Source organism: Paenibacillus sp. PvP094, from assembly GCF_040546835.1.
Taxonomy (GTDB): Bacteria; Bacillota; Bacilli; order Paenibacillales; family Paenibacillaceae; genus Paenibacillus; species Paenibacillus illinoisensis.
In genome coordinates, this window is record NZ_JBEPOM010000001.1 from 4,422,240 (window position 1) to 4,442,500 (window position 20,261).

The window sequence follows — 20,261 nt, forward strand, 5'->3', positions numbered from 1 at the left end:
TAATCGTTCATGGGCAGATAGACTGCTCTCGTAGTCTACGTGGGCAGCAACCATTATGTGCATCCTGACAGAGGAATAACGAACTTGGCAAAAGGGGCTTGATAATAATTATCATTCTTGTTACAATACAAAAAGAAAAAGGAACCGGCCAGGGCTCCTTTAACTTAAAACAATGGTAAAGTTTCTATTTTACTTCAAAGGTTTTGCAGTCTGTTTCAGCAGACTTACTTGCTTCTTGGGAACTGTGGCTCACGATATAAATCGAATCAGCATTACATTTGTTCTCTTCAGCCCAGTGAACACAGGAATTCACTTCACACAATACGTCTTTTGCCATGGTTAATAACCTCACTTTGAGTTAGATTACATCCGTTGGTATAAAGATAATTCCGAATTTTCAAGTTGCCACTTGAAGTTTGGAACATTTTGTCCTCTTAATAAAGAGGGCTTATTTGCGTTATACACAACGATGCACCTTCAGAATAGCAAATTTGGGCAAAGCATGCAACATGTGCAATGCTTATTCAAAGCTTCTTGCGCGAGCGAAGATGACTGACTTTGCAAAAAGGTGGTCGTATGCTATGATTAAATAGTAATAATTACGATTAATCGAAAGTTCAATAAGAAGCTCACAACATTTTTAAGTCGTTTAAAGTGACGATTATAAATCTTAGTTGATCGTGACCTCTTTATTCGGTTTCTCAAACATCAATTACTTTAGGCTTGGAGATTCGCAGTTTACTCTCCTGGCATGAACGAAGGAGAGTTATCAAAACATGAGCAAAACAAATCATATGAACCGTATTCCCCGTGCCAAGGGAATGGATATGGCTGCTTTTTATTCATCGAAAGAGTGTACACGGAGAGTAAAGCACATTGTCTTCTCACAGGAGAACGAGCGTATCATCGAGGAATTCCTAGCCATTCTCGGCATGAAGGAACGCTTTGTGGAGCATGATGTTTCCATGCCGAACAAATTGGTCATGTTTGGTCCTCCCGGCACCGGGAAGACATTAACGGCATCCTACCTGGCCTCTCGGCTTAATCTCCCACTGGTTTTAGTACGTCTGGACGCAATCATTCACAGCCATTTGGGAGAGACGGCTACGAATGTACGCAAACTTTTTGAGTATGCACGCCTGAATCCCTGTGTCTTGTTTTTGGATGAGTTCGATGCCATTGGCCGCACCCGGGAGAGCAATGATGAAGTGAAAGAGATGGCCAGGGTAGTTAATACCTTGCTGCAGTGTCTGGATGAATTCGAAGGCGATAGCGTACTGGTGGCAGCCACCAATTTGGAAACCCAACTGGATCATGCCGTATGGCGTCGATTTGATACCAAAATAACGTATGCCATGCCGGATGAAGAGAGCAGGCAGCGATATATCAACAAACTGGTTGGACAATTTGAGCATCAGCCAGACCTGAAAACCTATATGTGCAAGCAGTTAAAAGGGTGCAGTTACGCCGATGTGGAGCAGATTGTTCTCAAAGCCAAACGGAAAGCGATTATTATGGACAGCCCATTGCATGAACAATTGATAACTGATGCATATGATGAGTATATGCCGCGATTATTATCTACATAGAAGCTGAGCCGAAACATTACTGTCCGATTAACAAAATATAACGAAACAGCCCTGCCAGGAATCCATTCAGGAACCAGGGCGGGGCTGTTCTGCTGTTTAAGATGTTTTAAGCATTTGCTGGTGAACGGTATGCTTTTTCCGGAGTTGTTGCTTCAGGTGTCTTCCAGCGTGGCAGTTTCAGCGTAAACTGACTTCCTTTTGGGCTGCTTGAGGTGAGGGTGAGATCTCCACCTTGTGCTTGAGCAAGAAGGCGGCTGTAGGTGAGCCCAAGTCCCAATCCCCTAGACTGGCGCTTCTTGAGCTCGCCTCGATAGAAACGTTCAAATATTTTGGTTTGATCTCCCTCGGCAATGCCTGTTCCGTTGTCCTGTACGTCTACGTAGAGATAGTTTTTTTCAGCTCGCAGGCGAATGTCGAACAATGTGGTTTGTCCCGAAGTAGTGGCCTGCAAACCATTATTCAGCAGATTGACGATAATTTGCTGAATCCGCAATGCATCACCGATCGTATACAGTGCCCCCGCAGGTACATGCATTGCAACTTCCGGTGATTGATCCTCGTAAGCGATTTTCCACTGGTAAATAATCTCCCCAACCAGCAGACTCAGATCGACGCGCTCATGGCGTACGGCAACACTGCCTGCACTCATGGCATTATAGTCCAGAAGATCAGCCACCATGCGTTCCATACGTCCGGATTCTTTTAAGGCGATATCGAGAAACTCTTTGCCTTCCTGCGGGCTAACAATATCATCTCGAACAGCCATAACCAGTCCTTTGATGGAGGTAACTGGGGTTTTCAGCTCATGGGTAACACCTGCCAGTGAGAGATTACGCCATTCCTCCAGCTGCTGTAATCGCAAGGACATTTCGCGAAAAGAATGGACAAGTTCATTCATTTCCTGCTCCTTGGTATCCAGATTCAGGTTAACATCATAATTGCCGGTTCGAATCTGCTCTGCAGCATGTGCAACCTGGCGAATGGGTTTGGACAGCTTGCGGGACAGAAGATAGATCGTAAACCAGCCACACAGAATGAGAGCAGCAAACAGCAGACCTACAATCAGCAGAGTGTCCGGACTGTAAGTTATGGCTTTTTTGGACTGCAACACCCATACTTTACCCAGCGTCTGGTCGGCATTCACTACATTGACGGTTACACCCGCAAATTTGTGGTTTCGCGGCTCCGACAGATCATCTGACAGTCTAGTGTAAACTTCCTGCTGGGTCATTTTCGGTTTGGAATAGATCAATTGATTGTTGTTGTCGAGAATCATGATGCAAAAATGATTATCGGTATTAAAAAGCTTGGTACGCTTGTCCACCAATCGATCCAGATCAGGAGGAATGTGCAGTTTGTTTTCAGTCCCTGATACCTTCTCCGCAATTTCAAGCCCCAGAAGCTCAGCGGTTTTGAGACCTTTCTCAAGGGAAGTGGTCCTGATCCAGTAGAGTGCCCCTGCCACAATTATGATGAAGCCGATACAGAGGATCAGAAAATATTGAAGCGTCCAATAGGAGAGAATGGATGTTTTTCGTTTAGGCGTTTTTCGGCTCAGTTTGCGATCCAAAATTGATACCCCATTCCCCTTAAAGTCCGGATTTCTCCTGTTTCTGGCAGCCAGTGGGAGAGGGCCTGACGCAACCGTTTAATGGAAAGATCCACAGCACGGTCGCTTCCGTCATAGTCCATGCCCCATACCTGCTCAATGAGATGCTCCCGGGTGAACGTTCGATTTGGATATTCAGATAGGAACATCAGCAGCGACAGGTCGCGAGGCGTTAGCGCCACTTCTGCACCATTCAGCAGTACCTGTTTGGCTGCCAGATCAATGACCAGATTGCCGAAATAACGTTTACCTTCCCCTTCAGCTGTCCAATGTGGATTCCGGCGAAGAACGGCATTAACTCTTGCAACCACTTCCTCCGGCACGAAGGGTTTGCTCATATAATCGTCGGCACCGGCATTCAGCCCATTGAGACGGTCCTGAATGTCGTCCAGTGCCGTTAGCATAATGACAGGGCAAGGGCTTTTTTCACGAATCACCCGCAGCAGATCCCAACCATCCATCCCTGGCAGCATGACATCGAGCAGAACCAAGGCGGGTACGTCAGAATCAAATAAAGTGAGAGCAGTGGGTCCATCTGCGGCATGACGGACCTCAAAACCCGCTTTTCTCAGATAAGCAGCCAGCACACGAGCAATTGCCTGCTCATCCTCAACGATAAGTATGGATTTCAAGAAGGTTTCTCCTTTCACGACATAAGCTTGTGTACTGATTTTACATGAGCAGGGCCCTAAAGCCAATTAGGCAAATATTTTCAGAAAAAAGAATGAGGCTTTCATCCTTTTTGACGTCATCCTGACACATTGGGTTGATAAGATTCTTGCAACAACCAACTATACAATGACCAATTGGAGGAGATAGAGATGAATAAAAAGACAAAAACATGGGTGATATCCGGCGTTGCTGCAATCGTAATTCTTGGGGGCGGTGGTTACTATGTCGCTAACAGTTATATGGGGAATAACGTAGATATTGAGCAGGTACTACCAGCAAGCACCGCAGCATCCACAACGGATGCAGGCACAGGTACGACGGTTGCAAATGAAGCAGCAAGCGCGGAGCAATTAAACGGGGATTGGACCATCAGCGAAGGCTCCAAGGTGTATTTTTCGGTAACGACATCACAGGAGACCGTCAATTTTGTGGACGAGCAGGTAAGTGGAACCTGGGCGATTAATGTGGACGATGCTTCCCAGATGAAAGCGGAAGGTCAGATTGAGATGAGCGGAATTGATTCGGGTAACGGTCAGCGCGATGGTCACGTGAAAGAAGCTGATTTCTTCGATGTTGGCACACATCCGCAAGCGACTTTTACCGCTACTTCTTTTGAAGGCATTCCAGCAGAATGGACTGCAGGACAAACCGTGGATTTTAAAATGAACGGTACCCTTACGGTTAAAGGCGTCGAAAAAGAGGTTACTTTTGATGCAAAGGCTGCCTATGAAAATAATCAGGTACTGCTGTCTGCAACGACAACAGTCACTTTCGAAGACTTCGGTATGGAGAATCCTCACTCGGTTGTGCTATCCACAGAGAATGATATTCAGGTCCAACTGGAACTGAAGCTTGACAAATAAATGATTTGTTCGTGAAAAAATGAGGCACGGATCCTGATTCAAAATAGGATTACTGTTGCTCCGATCTCATCGGAAGGAATAATACAATGAATACACCTGTCCCAGATGCCGTAGGCAAAGGGGCAGGTTTTTTTGCGTTAAGGCGTTGTTCTAACACAGGAGGAGCAGAGAGAGTTCACGGTTGGAATGGTTCGGCTAGCAGCAAATGATATTAAACTGTTTGAATAACTGCTGTTTCCTTTGGAAAATGCCGTGTTCCGATTCGCTGTGAAGCGCTTACAATAATATAGATTTCATCAATGATTCAATGATGTTCAAGTGTAATAAAAAAGGGGGAGATCGAGAGTGAACAAGAAATACATAAGCGGCTGCCTGGTCTTATTCATGCTGTTCTGTGAGCTCGGCTTCTGGGTACGTCCGGCTGGGGCAGCAGGGGTAAACGTTGCATTGAATAAACAGGTTACCGTGAGTGCAGAGGATCTGCAATACAATGGCAACAAGGAAAATGCCGTGGACGGCAGCGCCGATACCAAATGGAGTGCAGACAGCAGAAATGAAGCGGAGCAGCCTCATTGGTTAATGGTCGATCTGGGAGGAACGTACCAGGTATCGGGAGCTGAAGTGACATGGAAAGATAAAGGCCAGGTGGTAAAGTATCATGTTGAAGTGTCAGCAGATGGCGCTGAATGGACAACGGCTGCGGATCACCGAACGAACGAAATAGCCGAAGACATCGCGAAGGTGAGTTTTCAGGCTAACGACGTGAGGTATGTGAAGGTTACGATTCCATATTATGCTGGACCAGATTGGTGGCCAGGCATTGCCGAATTGAAAGTCTGGGGGCAAGAAGAGGGGCTTACGCCAGAACTCATTACATCGTATTCTCCAATGACTATTTCCACCTTAAAAGGGGTTGCACCCGTAATGCCTGCTGAAGTGCAGGCTCATTATTCAAATGGAAAGACGGCAGATGTTCCTGTATCATGGAACGCGATAGATCCGATTCAGTATTCTTCCGTTGGAAGCTTCACCGTTACAGGGGATGTATATGGAGCGCCTACTCAACCGGTGGCTGATATTCAGGTTGGGGGATACCGGAATGATTTTGTACGTGGAGTGGACATCTCAACCTTAACGGCAATTGAAGACAATGGCGGTAAATATCTGGACAGTAATGGGACGGAAAGGGATCTGCTCGACATCCTTAAGGACCGCGGAGTCAATTATGTTCGTCTCCGACTGTGGAATGATCCACAAAAGTCAGGTGGGTATAATGATAAAGATGATGTAATTCGACTTGCTAAACGTGTTAAGGAAAAGGGAATGAAGATCCTGCTGGATTTCCATTATTCCGATGAGTGGGCTCATCCAGGTCAGCAGCTTCGACCGAAGGCATGGGAGGGCTTGTCCTTTGAAGAACTGAAACAGGAGGTATTCAATTATACGTCTGAGGTCGTAGGTGAGATGAAATCGTCGGGTGCCATGCCGGATATGGTTCAGATCGGGAACGAAATTAACAGCGGCGTTCTGAACGGCCTGAACAGCAATGTGAATTTTGATGAGAATGTTGCCTTGCTGCAGAGTGGTGTAGATGGTGTGCGCGCTGTCAATGGTGGAGATCAGGTTCAGATCATGATTCATTTGGCAGAAGGCGGCAAACCGGAGCTGTTTGATTGGTACTTTGGAGAAGTGGAGAAGCGCGGACTGGAGTATGACATCATTGGACTATCCTACTATCCGTTCTGGCATGGAACCTTCGCAGACGTACGGCAGACGATGAATACAGTCTCTGCCAAATATAAAAAAGAAGTAATCATTGCCGAGACCTCATACCCGTTTTCCTACAAAAATGGAGATGCCCATGGCAACATTATTGGCAGTCCAGAGGCGCTGCATGTGGGAGGTGCGACGTTCCCGGCTACGGTGCAAGGTCAGCATGATGCCATTGCCGGCATTATGGATATGATTGCAGAAGTTCCTGATGGCCGCGGAGCGGGTTTTTTCTACTGGGAGCCGGCATGGATTGCCGCCAATGTGGGTTGGATTGCTTCAGAGGGAGATGCGTGGGAGAACCATGCCATGTTCGACTATGATGAATATCCTGCCAATGGAGGGTACTCGTTCGAAGGTCGTGCCTTGGAGTCACTGAATGTGTACAAACGAGGGATGGATACCCTGCCTGTAGACCGCCAGCAATTATGGGCAGCCATTAAACGTGGGAGTGAAATGGTGGCTTCTGATTATACCCCGTCTAGCTGGATAACCCTGGCACCTGCCATTCAGACGGCGAAGGACACATATCACAAAGCCTATACTTCAGAGGTTCTGACGCAACAGGAGACTGATGAGGCTGCAGCATCTCTCGAAGCCGTTATGCAGGAGCTTGAAGTTATCCCGGCTGATCGTAAGACGCTTGAAGGCAAAATTGCAGAAGCTGAATTATATCATGAAGCAGATTGGTCAATTGCAACATGGACTGTTTTTAGCAAAGCACTCGCCAAGGCTAAACAAGTACTTGCTGATCCAAGAGCGACCCAGACCGAAGTGGATCAGGCAATGATCCATTTGGAGAAAGCCATTCAGGGATTGTCCGATGTAGACAAGACTCTGCTGATACAGCTCATCGAAGAGACTCAGCAGCAGAGTGAATCATCCTATACTTACCGAAGCTGGAGCCTTTTGCAGACGGCGCTGCAGGCAGCCATTGTGGTAAGAGACAAACCTGATGCCATCCAGTCTGAAGTGAATCAAGCACTGGAACAGCTTCAGCAAGCCGGCCGTAACCTTGTTCAACTCGAAGCCTTGACAACAGGGAAGACAGCAACAGCCTCCACCAGTGCAGGAACGGGCGGCGGACAGAGCAACTCACCTGATGGGGCAATTGACAGCAACCCGAATACATCATGGGGAACGGATCAAAGTGTAGGCAGCTGGTGGCAAGTGGACCTCGGTGCGGTTGCCAATATCCGAAAGTTAGAAATGTCCATGTGGAGCGGAGGCATCAAATACAGAATCGAAGTCTCTGAAGACAATGAAAATTATGTCACGGTGGTGGATACCACAAGTGATGTCGTTGTATCCACCAGTCCAAGACACATACTGCCGGAAAACACTCAGGCACGTTACATTCGAGTTACTATCACGGCCGGTTCAACATGGGTAGGATTCATGGATTTTGAGGCATATGGAACATTTCCTGCAGACAAAACTGCTCTTCAGATGACCGTGGACTCAGCGTCCAAGCTTCAGCAAAATCAATACACGGCTGCGAGTTGGAGCAGATTGGTGGAAGCGCTGACTACAGCCAAGGAATGGATGGAAGATATCGAAGCTTCAAGTCGGAATATCAGTGAAGCTGACACCGCATTAAAAGAAGCCATGCGTCAGTTGGTCCGGCAGGAGTCAACCCCTGGACCATCGCAACCAGTCCAACCGTCACCGCCATCCTCACCAGGAAATCCAGCGGTTACAGTACCTGCACCTGAAACGGAGCAGCAGACCGAAAAGGGATCTACCCTAATCAAAGGAGTTTTGACCGGGAAAGATCAGTATTCTGTTTCACTGAACGAACAGCAGCTCGTTCAATTGGTGAAAGGGCTGGAAGCAGGTAACCAACAGCTGCGTTTGGTTGCAGACATTGCTGAGCCATACCAAGCTGTCACATTCCAATTGCCTGTGAGTTCACTCGGAGCATGGGTTAAGACGCAGGCGTTAAAGTCAATGGAGCTGAGCGTGGGCCAGACTTCGGTACGCATACCGATGAAATCACTTCAGGAGATCCATGCATCGACCGCCAAAACTCTGGATGTGGTGATATCGAAGGGGTCCACTGCGAATCTGTCCGAGCAGCAAAAAGCAGTGATCGGTAATCACTCCGTTATCGATGTCAAACTGTTGGTGGATGGCGAAGTGCTGCCTTGGACGGATCGAGCTATTGAGATCGCATTTTCGGGTATAACTAAACCAAAGGCAGCGAATACAGTTCCCGTTGTTCAATCCTTATCGCCAGATGGTCAGATGAAGACAGTCCTGTATTCCGCATATGATGAGTCTGCACAAATAATGACGTTCAAGCCGCTTCAATCCGGTTCATTCGTTATAGTAGAGGTGAATGTGACTCTGACGGATATACAAGCACATTCTTGGGCAGTGAATGAAGTAAAGAGTTTGTATGGTAAAGGAATTGTCTCTGGGATGTCCGGTGACCGTTTCGATCCGTTGGGTGAACTGACCAGGGCCCAGTTCTTGCATATGGTTATGAAGGGAATTGGTGAGTCTCATGTTCCGAACAAAACCGGATATTTGCTAAGTGATGTATCCGAAGGACAATGGTATACGGATTCGATTCGTCTTGGTTTGCAGATGAACATTATTCAGGGACGCCCTGACGGATCTTTTGGAGTGCATGAACGGGTTACCCGTGAAGATATGGCGGTTATTCTGGAACGTGTCATTCAAGCTGTGAAGCAGGATGAAACGTCCGATTTGGATGTATCCACTGGTGCTGAGTTCAGGGATAACGAAGATATCTCAGGTTATGCGAAGCAAGCCGTGTCATCCATGCAGCAGTTAGGATTATTGAAGGGCATGGAGGATGGAAACTTCGCTCCCAAACAGACGGCTAACCGTGCACAGGGTGCTGTTGTCGTCGCCAGAATGATGGAACTGCTATATTGAAATAGTAAAACAATGAAATACAGACCTGTCTTAAGGCTGCGGCCTAGAGACGGGTCTATTTTTTCGGAAATCATTAATGTCATATTGACATTATCACTTTCGTTTGTTATCATTTCGATAATATCATAATGACAATATTAAGAAATGGGGAATGAGCGATGTTTGGATTCCGATTCGTGAAGTTTCAACCCAGTGAATATGTAATGAAAATTAAAAATGGGAAGGTGCAGCGCGAAGGTGTAGGACTGTCCTTTTATTATTATGAGCCTACAACGTCGGTTGTTGTCCTGCCTGTATCATCCGTCGATGTTCCGTTTATGTTCGAAGAAATTACGGCGGACTATCAAACGGTGACGGTTCAGGGCCAATTGAGCTACCGCATCGTGGACTACCTGAAAATAACGCAAAGCTTGAATTACACGTACAACTTACGCAAAAACAAATATATCTCTGACGATCCTGGCAAGCTTGATCAACGTGTGATTACGACGGCCAAAGTATTAACCAAGAAGCATTTGGAGCAGATGCCATTGAAGGAGGCCATTCAATCCAGTGAACGGCTTGCAAGCAGCATGAAGCGCGAAGTGGTGCAAAGTGAGGAGCTTGAGAAATTGGGCGTTGAGCTGATGAGTCTATCCATTCTGGCCATTCTGCCGAATAAGGAAACGATGCGGGCACTGGAGGCACAGGCACGGGAAGAAATTTTACGTCAGGCGGATGAAGCATTATATGTGCGCCGCAACGCCTCCATTGAGCAGGAGAGACGAGTGAAGGAAAACGAGCTCAATACGGAAATAGCCGTGGAAACGAAAAAGCAGCAGATCAGGGAGACACAATTACAGGCGGAGCGTTCGGTCAAGCAGAAGGAAAATGAAATGGAGCAGGAGCAGCTTCAATTCAACACGGCCATGGAGGAACGGAAACAGCAGCTTATTGAATTGACCATTGCCAACCAAAATGCTGAAGCGGATGCGAAAGCCTATGAAATTGCTGCCGTTATGAGATCTTTGCAGGATGTTGAACCGAATGTACTTCAAGCAATGGCCAATATGGGAATGAATTCGGATAAACTGATTGCGCTGGCATTTCAGGAGTTGGCGGAGAATGCAGGGAAAATTGGTCAGCTCAACATTTCGCCTGATCTGCTGCAAGGTTTAATGTCGACACCTGGAAGAGAGAAGGGAGGCCATGCACGATGAGACTGGGGCACTCCAATAAGTCTTCACGTACAACACATGCTGACCAAAACCATCTTGGCGATGCCAAGCTGATTCTGGTCAAACGCAGAACAAGATTGGAAGAACTGGTGGTGCGTTATAACACGGTGCAGCAGGCCCAATTTTACATTGAACGTCTTGGTGCCGATTTCAGTGATTATATTGAAGAGGATCGACGTTATCGACATTCCGTGCAGCAGGCCCAGCATCAGCTGGGTCAACTCGGCCGGGTACAGACCATTGACCGGGAACATGTCCCCAATTTTATATTCGGAGAACAGGACATCGTTGTGGTTGTAGGGCAGGATGGACTGGTGGCGAATACGCTCAAATATGTGACGGAACAGCCGCTCATCGGCGTGAATCCTGATCCCATGCGATGGGATGGCGTACTTCTTCCTTTTACGGTGGAGGACCTGAAGATGATTATCCCGGATGTCATGCGCAAGCAGCGTTCCTTGAAAGAAGTAACTTTGGCAAAAGTGGAACTTAACGACGGACAGTTTCTGTACGGGGTTAACGATTTGTTCATCGGACGGAAGACCCATGTCTCAGCCAGGTATGAAGTCCGTTTGGGTTCCTCGGTAGAACAGCAGTCATCGAGCGGTATTATTGTTTCCACAGGACTCGGATCGACAGGCTGGTTCAAGAGTGTGCTGGCTGGAGCAGCCGGCATTGTGGGGTCCGAAGCATGGAAGCATATGCACATCAATGACGATGTTAACGCGGTAAGTTCGGCTGCCCGAGGAAATCAAATGGAGAACTTTGGGTGGGATGCGCCCTATTTGTACTTTACAGTTCGTGAACCTTTCCCGAGCCGGACAACAGCAGTTAACCTGGTGTTTGGTCAGGTTCATCCGAAACAGCCTCTGCGGATCGTATCGCAAATGCCTGAAGATGGGGTCATTTTTAGCGATGGTGTGGAACAGGACTTTCTTGAATTCAACTCGGGGGTGGAGGCCACCATTGGTCTTGCAGAGAAACGAGGTCGTCTCGTCGTTTAATCTTTTATTGCCATCAAGGACTGTTCAAGTGTCGCGTAAATGCTTCAAGGCCTGAAGATCACGAATGATGATCTGTTTCCGATCTACTTCAAGCAGATTCTCCTTCGTGAGCTGATTCAACAAACGATTGGCCGTTTCCCTGGTCGTGCCAATGGAATTGGCGAATTCCTGATGTGTCATGGGCAAGTTGATAATGATTTTGTGACCGGTAGGCTGACCGTGCTGCTCGGCTAACATCAGCAGGAAGGAGAGCACACGATTACGAACGTCCTGGCCGGACAGCACCTGCAGTTTATCCTGCAGTTCGCGAATTTTATCGCCGAGCACCCGCATGATTTTGATCGCAATGGATGGTGTACTTAGCATAAGGCGTTCAAACAGCCTGACCGGGATCGCAATTAGTTCCGCTGGCGTGATGGCTTCTGCTGTAGCGGGATAAGGATGGGCATTGAAGAACCCGGTATGCGGAAACATGTCTCCCGTTTTCAAAAAGGAAACGATCTGCTCGTGCCCGTTCTCATCTGTTTTAAACGCTTTTACGATACCCTTTCGGATAAAAAATACAGCTTCCTTTTCGGTGCCTTCGGAAAAAATAACCGTTTTTTTATGAATGTATCTGGAAATGGCGATATCCTCCACCTGCTTCAATTCCTCAGGACTTAGATCCTGGAAAATGGGGAACTGTTGAAGAAACTCTGCTGCCGTATCTTTGTTTTCCCTGCTCATCAAGATTCATCCTTTCTATATCCATGGCCAGTGGCTGCATCTACAACTATTCATGGCAGCACTTAGATTATAACTCTGAGCATGACCCATACTGCAATCTTGTATAATGAATTCGGATCGACGCCGTCTGCACACATGGGCAGTGACAGGCAGTGAAATATGAGATGATGCAGTTTGCCTATGAATGATCTAGGTACCATGTGCTTTTGTTTTCTTTTCACATTGTACAGGAAGTATGTTCTTTGTGAAATCAGTCTTCCATTATCGAATCTACAAATGCGGGGTAACGATAGCCCGTCTGCTGTATATCATCCTGATGATCATTCCAGTCATCACCAAATATCCATAGATGAAACCATCAAGTATCTACTCTGCTGTGCAGGCATGTGTATGGTAGGTGATGAAGAATAGACGTTTAGTCAAAATATACTGTATCTTGTGCCATGGCACCTGATGTTTGTTGGGTAACAACCCAGGTTAATGAAAGTTTAGATGTGATAAAGACTTGAGAGGGGATGACCCGGATGTGGGCTGCATTCATGTGGGGAGGCATCTCCGCTTCAGCAGTAGTTATTGGTGCTCTTGCTGCACTGTTTCTCAAGATTCCTAAACGAGTGATTGGCTGGATTATGGCATTCGGTACGGGAACATTGATTGGGGCAGCATCATTTGAACTAATTGGGGATGCCCTGAATGATGGAGGGATTATTCCGACAGCCATAGGATTTACAGCGGGTGCTGTTGTGTACACCTTGTTCGATCTGCTTATTTCCAGCAAGGGTGGTGCCGGACGCAAACGTTCAGCACACTTGAAGACTGGAGACAGCGGTCAGAGCGGGCTCGGCATTTTTGCAGGTACGGTGATGGATGCCATCCCTGAATCCATTATGCTGGGAGCAAGTTTACTGACCGGCAAGGGTGTGAGTGTGGTGCTCATTGTTTCCATATTTGTAAGCAACATTCCTGAAGGGTTGTCAAGCACCGTGGGTTTGCGGGGCAATCAGTATTCCAAATCTAGAATCATCGTGATGTGGCTTGGTGTACTGTTGATTTCTGCGCTTGCGGCCTTATGCGGGTATCTCTTTCTGGAACAGCTTCCGGATGAAATGGCTGCGGCCATTGGGGCATTTGCAGGTGGCGGCATTATAGCCATGATCTGTTCTACCATGATGCCTGAAGCTTTTGAAGAAGGGGGTCCTGTCGTAGGCTTCATTGCTTCCATGGGGCTTCTTGTATCCCTGCTGCTTGATCTGTAAGAAAGCAGCATGCCATAAAAGAGTATTCGCTCCCATATCTTTTTGAGATGCGGATACTCTTTTATCTCAGCAGTGAATAAAACAGCCTGCGAGGATGGTCATATTTTATCTCAAAAGTGAAATGATTCACAAAGAATACAGTATCATGCCGAAACCCTGTCTCGTGTAACACAGCCCGATGGGGACAATTTTGACTGAAACAGACTCTCCCTAACGCCTCAAGATTCAAAATTCTCGTAAATAGTCACGTTTCTTGTACTACGCGATGGAGTTACTTATAATTTTAGGTAGCGCTGGATGGGAAATATTGATGGTTGAAATCTTTTGTTTACTGCTGTGCTGATGAAAGCCGATTAAAATTCAGTCGAGAAAGGAGTGGATTTAATTATGAAGCGATTTGTGGACGAAGGGGCCTACAAATATAATTTTTATTGGGTACTCCGCCGAGGTGAGCGTGTGGATGTCACATGCCAATCCTGTGGTGGTCATGCTTATATTGAAGAATGTCAGGATGAAATAACGTGGAAGTGCTCGGCATGTTATGCGCATGGGGTGGAGAAACCAGTATATCAGTATCATGCCAAGGGTAATTGTGTTCTCTGTGAACGATGGTTCAATGTTGAAGTAACAGATGAGAAAAAAGTATCACATAAATCAACGCACATCCATTGTCCACACTGCGGTGCAGTCAATCAGGCAGAGCTGCATAGCAAGCCGGTTTGCAGAAGATATATTATGGACACCCGTGACGGGAGAGACCCCGTTTTTGGGATGGAATTATACTTCCTGGACCACGTTCGAGGCAAATTGGTATGGGCTGTTAACAGGGCGCATTTAAATTATCTGATTTCGTATGTTTCTGCCGATCTGCGGGTACGACGTGGAAATGTGCCGTTAAAAACAGCATCACACTATCTACCTGTATATATGAAGGAGGCAAAAAACAGGGAGCAAATGGTGCGTACACTCACCAAGCTTCAGCACAAAACGGGCTAAGGTTGATGCTGTACATGTTTGAAGGAGGAAAGGAATGAAATTGCGCGGTAAGCTGCTTACTTTGGCTATTATTTTAGGGATCCTGATGATCCCGGCCTTTTTTATTTTACAAACGTTTGGTGTATTCCAAAAAGAAAAAGTTTTATCAGACTATGCGCTCGCGATCGATGTGGATGGAAAACCGTATGCTGCATGGCCGCTTATTAACAGTTTCGCTGCCATGGATAAGAGCGGAGATCATCGCCAGCTATATTACCGGGTAGATATGAGCGATATTAACTACCTTTTTCAATTGGCTTATCAGGAGTATGACATTTCACCCGACAATGAGAATCCCTATTTGGCAGGGAAGGTGGACTTCCATAGCCTTGAAACCACGTATGTGAAATCGGAAATGGAATATTCCAATGCCAGGGATTACACCACCTTCCTTCATTTTTACAACAAAGAAGGACATGAGATTTATACTTATGAATCTACGGGCAAAGGCGATGGGAATCTGGTACAATCCATTATTCACCAAGGGATGACTCGCTCTCATAACGGAGGAAGTGAACCGGCACGTGACCCGTACCTGAACATTACGGCACTATTTCACGATAAGCTGAATGTGGATGTCAATCTGACCGTAGATGAAGAAAAGAAAATCGTATGGATACGAATGAATAAAGCGGAGGCGAGACCATGAATTTGTTTGGCGTACATAATGGACCTGCATATCTGGAAGGGATCGTTAAGAAAGTAACGGATGGGGAAAACCAGGAAGTGGAGTGGAAAGGCAAGCTGCAAACGAGTGATGGCCATGACAAGTTCCATATCTTTTATTATGGTGACTTGATGGAAGATGATCTGATAACCTGGCAGGATTCGACACCGTTAATTGTATATGCCGAGCACACGGTGACCGGAGAGCGTTACCTGCTTATTGATGCAGCCAAACATGGTTATGATGCGATGCTGTGTGAAACTTATCCTGAGGAAGAGCTGAGCAAGCGGACGCTGCGTCCTTATCTGGACGTAGAAGGAGAAGATACGTTTGAAGTTCACTTGTCCGCCTTTTATAACGTTCCTTGGGATGAGGAGTTCGGAGAAGATGTGGATGAAGATGGAACCTACGAATTGATTACGGGTGAACATATGGATTTTGACCAGGTTAAACGGGATGGATATGATGCATTCTCGATTCGTATCGTGAATCGTAAAGGCGTAACAACGGAAATTGTTCAGGAGGAGCTTGCCTGATTGTTCATTTGAATTATAGGACAGAGATCTGATTGGAAGATAGGAGATGTCGTTCATGTACGTGGTAAGTCATAGGTTAAAACCGATATCTGCGGAGGAGCTTGGACATTTTGAGCAGCAGTATTCTGTATCATTGCCTGCATCCTATCGTCAGTGGCTTGAACAATATGGAGAAGGAACCTATTCGGGTTGGATGAATATCCAGCGGCCCGATCAGGACGTATTGAAGCCTTTTGCAGAGTATGATTTTTGGATGCATACCGAAGATACACCTGTCAGTCAAGATCAGTTGAAGGAGTGCATTAGTATTGGCAGCTCTGTGGATGGAGATTTTCTGGCCATTCATCCGGAGATTGACGGGCTGCTGTGGCTCCCTCGCCACGATGAACAGATTACGTTGTGGGAACATACTGAATCCGAATTTGGAGATATGCTGGATAAGATCTATGGTGGATACTACCGCCAAGCTGCTCCAAGCACGCTAAGATATTATGAACCGTGGAATGAGCTGAGGAATCATATCTTTTACCACTTGCAGGATAACGGGGAAGGGCTCTCCCTCCACCACTTGTCCAAGTTATGCCAATCGCAGTTCAAGTGGGATGCCGTGATGGAAAATGAATATACCTGTAAGCTGTTTATGGCTTCAATCGGTGGGTACCTGCGTTTTAATTACGCGTATGGGAGAGAAGTTGCTCTTTTCTATGAGGAAACGGACGGCAACCGCGGTACAACAGATTACGACATCGAACAATTTTTGCTCGCACATCACTGTAAAATCATGAATTGACACGGAGTGGAGGACTCACGGATGAGTTGGTTAAACGAACAGATCGCGGAGCAGTGGAGGAATGAAGGGAGACGCTATGCCCAGAGTGTAAATGATTTTGTGCGCAGAGGTATGGCGGGAGAAGAGCCGGATGAATCCGAGCTGACAGACGACGGAAGAGCCGCAATCAGTGCGCAAGTATGGGACATGGTGAAGAAGGCCAATGAGCAGAACGATCTGCAAAGACTGCGCACGGAGTTGCCAGCAGCGACTTGGCCTTTCAGTGAAACCTTCCAGTCATCCATGCAGGCCGTGCGTATAGCCGGATATATGAACAACAGTACCGTTGTATTCAATAGTGGTTTTCATACGGATCAAGGTTGTGTGTATACTGCGAATTCCGAGCAAGTACTTTCTTTTCCGCAATATCAATTTGCGGGCCAGTCCCCGGATGCTGCACAGTATGCTCTGGCAGGCAGTGAAGGGATTCGGGTGATAACACATCCAGATCGTCATCTGGAAGGAAAAGAAGTGGCCATGTTCCGCTGGGACGAGATTCAATCGGCCATTCATCAGGCGCTGCCTCGAATTGAATCTCTTGCAGACTGTGAATACCCGGAGCGCACACTTGAAGGGCTTATTCCATTTAATGAAGGTCAGGCACTCCTCATTTTGTCCACTTACGGAATTTATCTGGTGGAACATGGCAAGGTATCTCCAATTCATCCTGATCCTGCAGAGGTGGAGGAGCATGAATTGGAGGATACACAAATTTCCATGGGTCACGCTGCGGTATCACAGGATGGACGATGGATTGCGTTTGGCAGTCAGGTCAGTGACCATATGCTTCTGGATCTTGAACGTAATCATACTTATTCGCTCTATCCGGAATCCAGCTATCCGCATCATGCGTTATTTACCAGAGATAGCCGGAAGGTATGGTTTAATGCATGTCATTTTTACAATGGAGTTACGATGCAGGTGGAATTGAGTGAAGTGGAAGGCAATGAATCCAGAGAAGATTGGCCGATAATGGATGAAATTGCTCGTGTCTATGCTTCGGTAGAAATACCTGAAGGCATGGTTCTTGGTGATGCTTATGGCTATCTCAAATGTATAGATAAGAAGGGTCAGGAAGTTTGGAGACATTTTGTAGGCAGCACCATCTATTCACTGGCGCTTTCGCCTGACCAATCTAGGCTAGCAGTAGGTACGTTTGGAGGCATGGTGCATATTCTTGATCTGCATGCTGACCATATGGATGACTATAGTATTGGAACAGGAACACTCCGTGAAGTAGAGCGCTTTGTCGTGTGGCGTGGAGCGCAGCCTTTACGATGGTAGAGTGGGGGGGATGTATGACATGCAAAAAGAAATGAGGAACGCTCATTGAGAATTGAAGAAGCTGTTCTTTTGTTGAAATGTCATGCCTTTGTTCATGACGATCTGGAGCATCCCAAGATGGAGAGCGGCTTTCTGGGAAGCCTGCGCCCTTTCCGCGGGCAATTAATAGAAGAAAACTTTCACGAGTTAATGGAAATTGTCCGCACGTTGGCACCACAACTTAAGCAGCCCGCACTAAACCGGGAAGTGATGTCCTGCTTATGGAGCATTATGCATTTGGCGCGTGCATGGGCGATATCGGCTGATGGTATGCTGCGCAGGAACCAACTCATTTCGGATGAGCAAATTGCCTTAATGGAAGAATGGCTGGACCTTCTCTCTTACGCCGTCATGATTCTGATTGAAGATGGCGGTGAAGAAGAAGCGTTCTGGGGATATAAGGAATATATGCGGGAACAGGCAGAAAATGGTGAGAAGGGGAGAAGGTTGTGAAATCGGATATACACGAAAGAATGCATGAACTGATGAATCATTTGAATGAATTATTGGATGTAAAAGTGAAGGATGAAGAGATTAGGCAGCTATACAATGAGTATCAGGAGAAGAAAGGAGCTTCCGAGGATCGTTTGGCTGCTTTTGAAACCGAGATGGATGTCCGGCTGCCCGAAGATTTTCGCGAATTCTACAAATGTAAAGATGGTAGTGGTTATGCCTTTCATATCCTGTATCCCGGCGATGCCGAGAGAGAGGAATGCACCCCGTTTTACATGATGTCACTTGATGAGATACGGGAAACCAAGCAATATTTCTGTGAGCGTGATGAGAAGCTGAGTGAGTACTATACAGCTGAAGAGATCAGCAAACTTGACCCCGAGATCAAACCTTACTTATTTCATAAACCGTGGATGCCCTTTGCAACGATGGCCGGGGGTTCCCTGTATTTGATGCTGGACTTTGACCCGTCAGAACAGGGCAGTTATGGCCAGATTATTATGTATGTACATGATCCCGATTTTGTTTATTTTATTACAGACACGTTCACTAACCTGCTGAAAGACTCTAATCGTAACCTGGAGATTATGGATGAGATTGAGTACTAGATCACTAGTGAAATCGTAAAATCGATCATAAATTGCAGGAACTGCCTGTAGCAGCTCCTGCACGATTCCAAATGTTATCCCTGCTGGAAAAAGCGATGACCGTGAAAACCTCCGGGACCTCCACCTGGAGGACCACCAGGACCTCCGCCATGTGGACCACCGGGATAGCCGCCTCCAGGGAATGGTCCGTGATGTCCACCTGGGTACCCGCCTCCCGGATACCCTCCATGCCACCATGGACCGCCATAGGGAATGGGCAAAGGCAGTGGGTAATATGGCGGGTATGGATAGGGGTACGGATAAGGATAGGGATAGGGATAAGGGGGCGGTGGTGTTGGTGGATAATATGGATAAGGATACCCCGCAGAGGACGGAGATGAAATCGAACCAGGTGCGTATGCCATGTGATCAGCCTCCTGTTATTGAATAGGTGATATCAGCCTATGCCACAATGCCACCGCATGACACTGTAAAAATCATCAGAGATATTGAACATGTAGGGGGATTGGCATGAGAATAATACCTTTTCATAAGGCTCCAAGCGGCGCTGCCTATAGATATTTAATTGACGAATTGATGGATAAGACGGGTCGCTTTTTTCTTGTGGACAGACGACACGACAGTGGGGACACTCCAGCGGAAGTCGCCAGAGTTTTCGAGAGATTGGAGCCATATCTGATTGAGCGTTGTACCAGGGAAGAAATGATGATGAGGACAAGAGCATTCTACACAGAAGGAATCTATTACATATATGAATGTACGCCAGCCTCTGGACAGATTCTTAAGGAAGAGGCCGATGGTTTCCTTGATTGGCTGTATCCCTCTTTGCCAGAGGACCTGTGCTTTCTGAATGAAGATGGAAGCGACTATTTGTATACGGAAGCACATGAAGATGGATGTGGAATGCGAATTACAGAACAAGAAGCGAGAGATCTAATGGAGCGTATTCCTGGTTTAATGTTTGTTATGGAAAGGTTCCCTTCCTAATGAAGCTAGAGACTGAAGCCAAAGGCAGATTGGGATTTTGGCAAATTGGAATTCTTTGCAGTTCAACTTGCTTTAACGCATGGAATAATTTACAACTAGCAAGCAGGCTGACAAAATGATATATTAATCTTCCGGCCGCAAAAGGCACGGAAAACTCAAAAAAACTTTTTGAGGAAACTCTTTACAAGATATAATGAAATGTGATATATT

19 protein-coding genes are annotated in these 20,261 nt (G+C 46.6%); 14 read left to right on the plus strand and 5 right to left on the minus strand.

Annotated elements, in window-relative coordinates:
• Positions 1-184: 184 nt before the first annotated feature.
• Complete coding sequence (locus ABIC22_RS20390) at positions 185-337, minus strand: DUF1540 domain-containing protein (protein ID WP_095292667.1); 153 nt, start codon at positions 335-337, stop codon at positions 185-187.
• 439 nt (positions 338-776) lie between these two features.
• On the opposite strand from ABIC22_RS20390, the gene ABIC22_RS20395 reads away from it, so the two are divergent.
• Entirely contained in the window at positions 777-1,589 is an 813-nt protein-coding gene (locus ABIC22_RS20395) for an AAA family ATPase (RefSeq protein WP_354483368.1), read from the plus strand.
• 106 nt (positions 1,590-1,695) lie between these two features.
• Here ABIC22_RS20395 and ABIC22_RS20400 read toward each other — a convergent pair whose 3' ends face one another.
• Both ABIC22_RS20400 and ABIC22_RS20405 read right to left on the minus strand, forming a co-directional pair.
• Positions 1,696-3,159 carry a HAMP domain-containing sensor histidine kinase gene (locus ABIC22_RS20400; RefSeq protein ID WP_354483370.1) on the minus strand — a complete coding sequence of 488 codons (1,464 nt, stop codon included), beginning with the start codon at positions 3,157-3,159 and terminating at the stop codon, positions 1,696-1,698.
• On the minus strand, positions 3,144-3,830 hold the full coding sequence (locus ABIC22_RS20405; protein WP_095361848.1) for a response regulator transcription factor: 687 nt from the start codon (positions 3,828-3,830) through the stop codon (positions 3,144-3,146). The genes ABIC22_RS20400 and ABIC22_RS20405 overlap by 16 nt, the downstream gene beginning before the upstream one ends.
• A 189-nt stretch (positions 3,831-4,019) precedes the next feature.
• On the opposite strand from ABIC22_RS20405, the gene ABIC22_RS20410 reads away from it, so the two are divergent.
• From ABIC22_RS20410 to ABIC22_RS20425, 4 genes are all read left to right on the plus strand, one after another.
• Positions 4,020-4,733 carry a YceI family protein gene (locus tag ABIC22_RS20410; protein WP_354483372.1) on the plus strand — a complete coding sequence of 238 codons (714 nt, stop codon included), beginning with the start codon at positions 4,020-4,022 and terminating at the stop codon, positions 4,731-4,733.
• A 345-nt stretch (positions 4,734-5,078) separates the two neighbouring features.
• Complete coding sequence (locus ABIC22_RS20415) at positions 5,079-9,410, plus strand: glycosyl hydrolase 53 family protein (RefSeq protein ID WP_354483374.1); 4,332 nt, start codon at positions 5,079-5,081, stop codon at positions 9,408-9,410.
• A gap of 158 nt (positions 9,411-9,568) precedes the next feature.
• On the plus strand, positions 9,569-10,609 hold the full coding sequence (locus ABIC22_RS20420) for an SPFH domain-containing protein (RefSeq protein ID WP_095292650.1): 1,041 nt from the start codon (positions 9,569-9,571) through the stop codon (positions 10,607-10,609).
• Positions 10,606-11,631, plus strand: coding sequence for a diacylglycerol kinase catalytic domain-containing protein (locus ABIC22_RS20425; protein WP_354483376.1), 1,026 nt, complete (start codon positions 10,606-10,608; stop codon positions 11,629-11,631). Before ABIC22_RS20420 ends, ABIC22_RS20425 begins: the two co-directional genes overlap by 4 nt.
• A 24-nt stretch (positions 11,632-11,655) precedes the next feature.
• On the opposite strand, the gene ABIC22_RS20430 is transcribed toward ABIC22_RS20425, so the two are convergent.
• Positions 11,656-12,357, minus strand: coding sequence for a Crp/Fnr family transcriptional regulator (locus ABIC22_RS20430; RefSeq protein WP_354483378.1), 702 nt, complete (start codon positions 12,355-12,357; stop codon positions 11,656-11,658).
• 524 nt (positions 12,358-12,881) lie between these two features.
• Between ABIC22_RS20430 and ABIC22_RS20435 the strand changes: the two genes are divergently transcribed.
• From ABIC22_RS20435 to ABIC22_RS20470, 8 genes are all read left to right on the plus strand, one after another.
• Positions 12,882-13,613 (plus strand): ZIP family metal transporter, encoded by a 732-nt coding sequence (locus ABIC22_RS20435; RefSeq protein WP_127540428.1) that lies wholly within the window; start codon positions 12,882-12,884, stop codon positions 13,611-13,613.
• A gap of 387 nt (positions 13,614-14,000) precedes the next feature.
• Positions 14,001-14,609, plus strand: a complete 609-nt coding sequence (locus tag ABIC22_RS20440; RefSeq protein WP_354483380.1) for a hypothetical protein — start codon at positions 14,001-14,003, stop codon at positions 14,607-14,609.
• A 34-nt stretch (positions 14,610-14,643) separates the two neighbouring features.
• The gene (locus tag ABIC22_RS20445; RefSeq protein ID WP_127540432.1) at positions 14,644-15,297 is read left to right on the plus strand and encodes a hypothetical protein; all 654 of its coding nucleotides are present in this window, start codon (positions 14,644-14,646) and stop codon (positions 15,295-15,297) included.
• Positions 15,294-15,851 carry a hypothetical protein gene (locus ABIC22_RS20450; protein ID WP_354483382.1) on the plus strand — a complete coding sequence of 186 codons (558 nt, stop codon included), beginning with the start codon at positions 15,294-15,296 and terminating at the stop codon, positions 15,849-15,851. The genes ABIC22_RS20445 and ABIC22_RS20450 overlap by 4 nt, the downstream gene beginning before the upstream one ends.
• Before the next feature lie 55 nt (positions 15,852-15,906).
• Positions 15,907-16,641, plus strand: a complete 735-nt coding sequence (locus tag ABIC22_RS20455) for an SMI1/KNR4 family protein (RefSeq protein WP_354483384.1) — start codon at positions 15,907-15,909, stop codon at positions 16,639-16,641.
• A gap of 21 nt (positions 16,642-16,662) precedes the next feature.
• Entirely contained in the window at positions 16,663-17,964 is a 1,302-nt protein-coding gene (locus ABIC22_RS20460; protein WP_354483386.1) for a hypothetical protein, read from the plus strand.
• A 45-nt stretch (positions 17,965-18,009) separates the two neighbouring features.
• On the plus strand, positions 18,010-18,456 hold the full coding sequence (locus ABIC22_RS20465; protein WP_354483388.1) for a hypothetical protein: 447 nt from the start codon (positions 18,010-18,012) through the stop codon (positions 18,454-18,456).
• A complete protein-coding gene (locus ABIC22_RS20470) occupies positions 18,453-19,064 on the plus strand; it encodes an SMI1/KNR4 family protein (RefSeq protein WP_307721009.1) in 612 nt (203 codons plus the stop codon). Before ABIC22_RS20465 ends, ABIC22_RS20470 begins: the two co-directional genes overlap by 4 nt.
• A gap of 74 nt (positions 19,065-19,138) precedes the next feature.
• Here ABIC22_RS20470 and ABIC22_RS20475 read toward each other — a convergent pair whose 3' ends face one another.
• Positions 19,139-19,468: a hypothetical protein gene (locus ABIC22_RS20475; RefSeq protein WP_354483390.1), complete on the minus strand. Its 330-nt coding sequence runs from the start codon at positions 19,466-19,468 to the stop codon at positions 19,139-19,141.
• 106 nt (positions 19,469-19,574) lie between these two features.
• Here ABIC22_RS20475 and ABIC22_RS20480 point away from each other — a divergent pair, with 106 nt between their 5' ends.
• Positions 19,575-20,051 carry a hypothetical protein gene (locus tag ABIC22_RS20480; protein ID WP_354483391.1) on the plus strand — a complete coding sequence of 159 codons (477 nt, stop codon included), beginning with the start codon at positions 19,575-19,577 and terminating at the stop codon, positions 20,049-20,051.
• Positions 20,052-20,261: the final 210 nt, after the last annotated feature.

Excerpts from the sequence above, each read along its gene's own strand:
- ABIC22_RS20440 (WP_354483380.1), top strand. The coding sequence starts at position 14,001 with ATGAAGCGATTTGTGGACGAAGGGGCCTACAAATATAATTTTTATTGG.
- ABIC22_RS20390 (WP_095292667.1), bottom strand. The coding sequence starts at position 337 with ATGGCAAAAGACGTATTGTGTGAAGTGAATTCCTGTGTTCACTGGGCT.
- ABIC22_RS20435 (WP_127540428.1), top strand. The coding sequence starts at position 12,882 with ATGTGGGCTGCATTCATGTGGGGAGGCATCTCCGCTTCAGCAGTAGTT.
- ABIC22_RS20425 (WP_354483376.1), top strand. The coding sequence starts at position 10,606 with ATGAGACTGGGGCACTCCAATAAGTCTTCACGTACAACACATGCTGAC.
- ABIC22_RS20430 (WP_354483378.1), bottom strand. The coding sequence starts at position 12,357 with ATGAGCAGGGAAAACAAAGATACGGCAGCAGAGTTTCTTCAACAGTTC.
- ABIC22_RS20480 (WP_354483391.1), top strand. The coding sequence starts at position 19,575 with ATGAGAATAATACCTTTTCATAAGGCTCCAAGCGGCGCTGCCTATAGA.
- ABIC22_RS20420 (WP_095292650.1), top strand. The coding sequence starts at position 9,569 with ATGTTTGGATTCCGATTCGTGAAGTTTCAACCCAGTGAATATGTAATG.
- ABIC22_RS20455 (WP_354483384.1), top strand. The coding sequence starts at position 15,907 with ATGTACGTGGTAAGTCATAGGTTAAAACCGATATCTGCGGAGGAGCTT.
- ABIC22_RS20395 (WP_354483368.1), top strand. The coding sequence starts at position 777 with ATGAGCAAAACAAATCATATGAACCGTATTCCCCGTGCCAAGGGAATG.
- ABIC22_RS20460 (WP_354483386.1), top strand. The coding sequence starts at position 16,663 with ATGAGTTGGTTAAACGAACAGATCGCGGAGCAGTGGAGGAATGAAGGG.
- ABIC22_RS20450 (WP_354483382.1), top strand. The coding sequence starts at position 15,294 with ATGAATTTGTTTGGCGTACATAATGGACCTGCATATCTGGAAGGGATC.
- ABIC22_RS20475 (WP_354483390.1), bottom strand. The coding sequence starts at position 19,468 with ATGGCATACGCACCTGGTTCGATTTCATCTCCGTCCTCTGCGGGGTAT.
- ABIC22_RS20445 (WP_127540432.1), top strand. The coding sequence starts at position 14,644 with ATGAAATTGCGCGGTAAGCTGCTTACTTTGGCTATTATTTTAGGGATC.
- ABIC22_RS20410 (WP_354483372.1), top strand. The coding sequence starts at position 4,020 with ATGAATAAAAAGACAAAAACATGGGTGATATCCGGCGTTGCTGCAATC.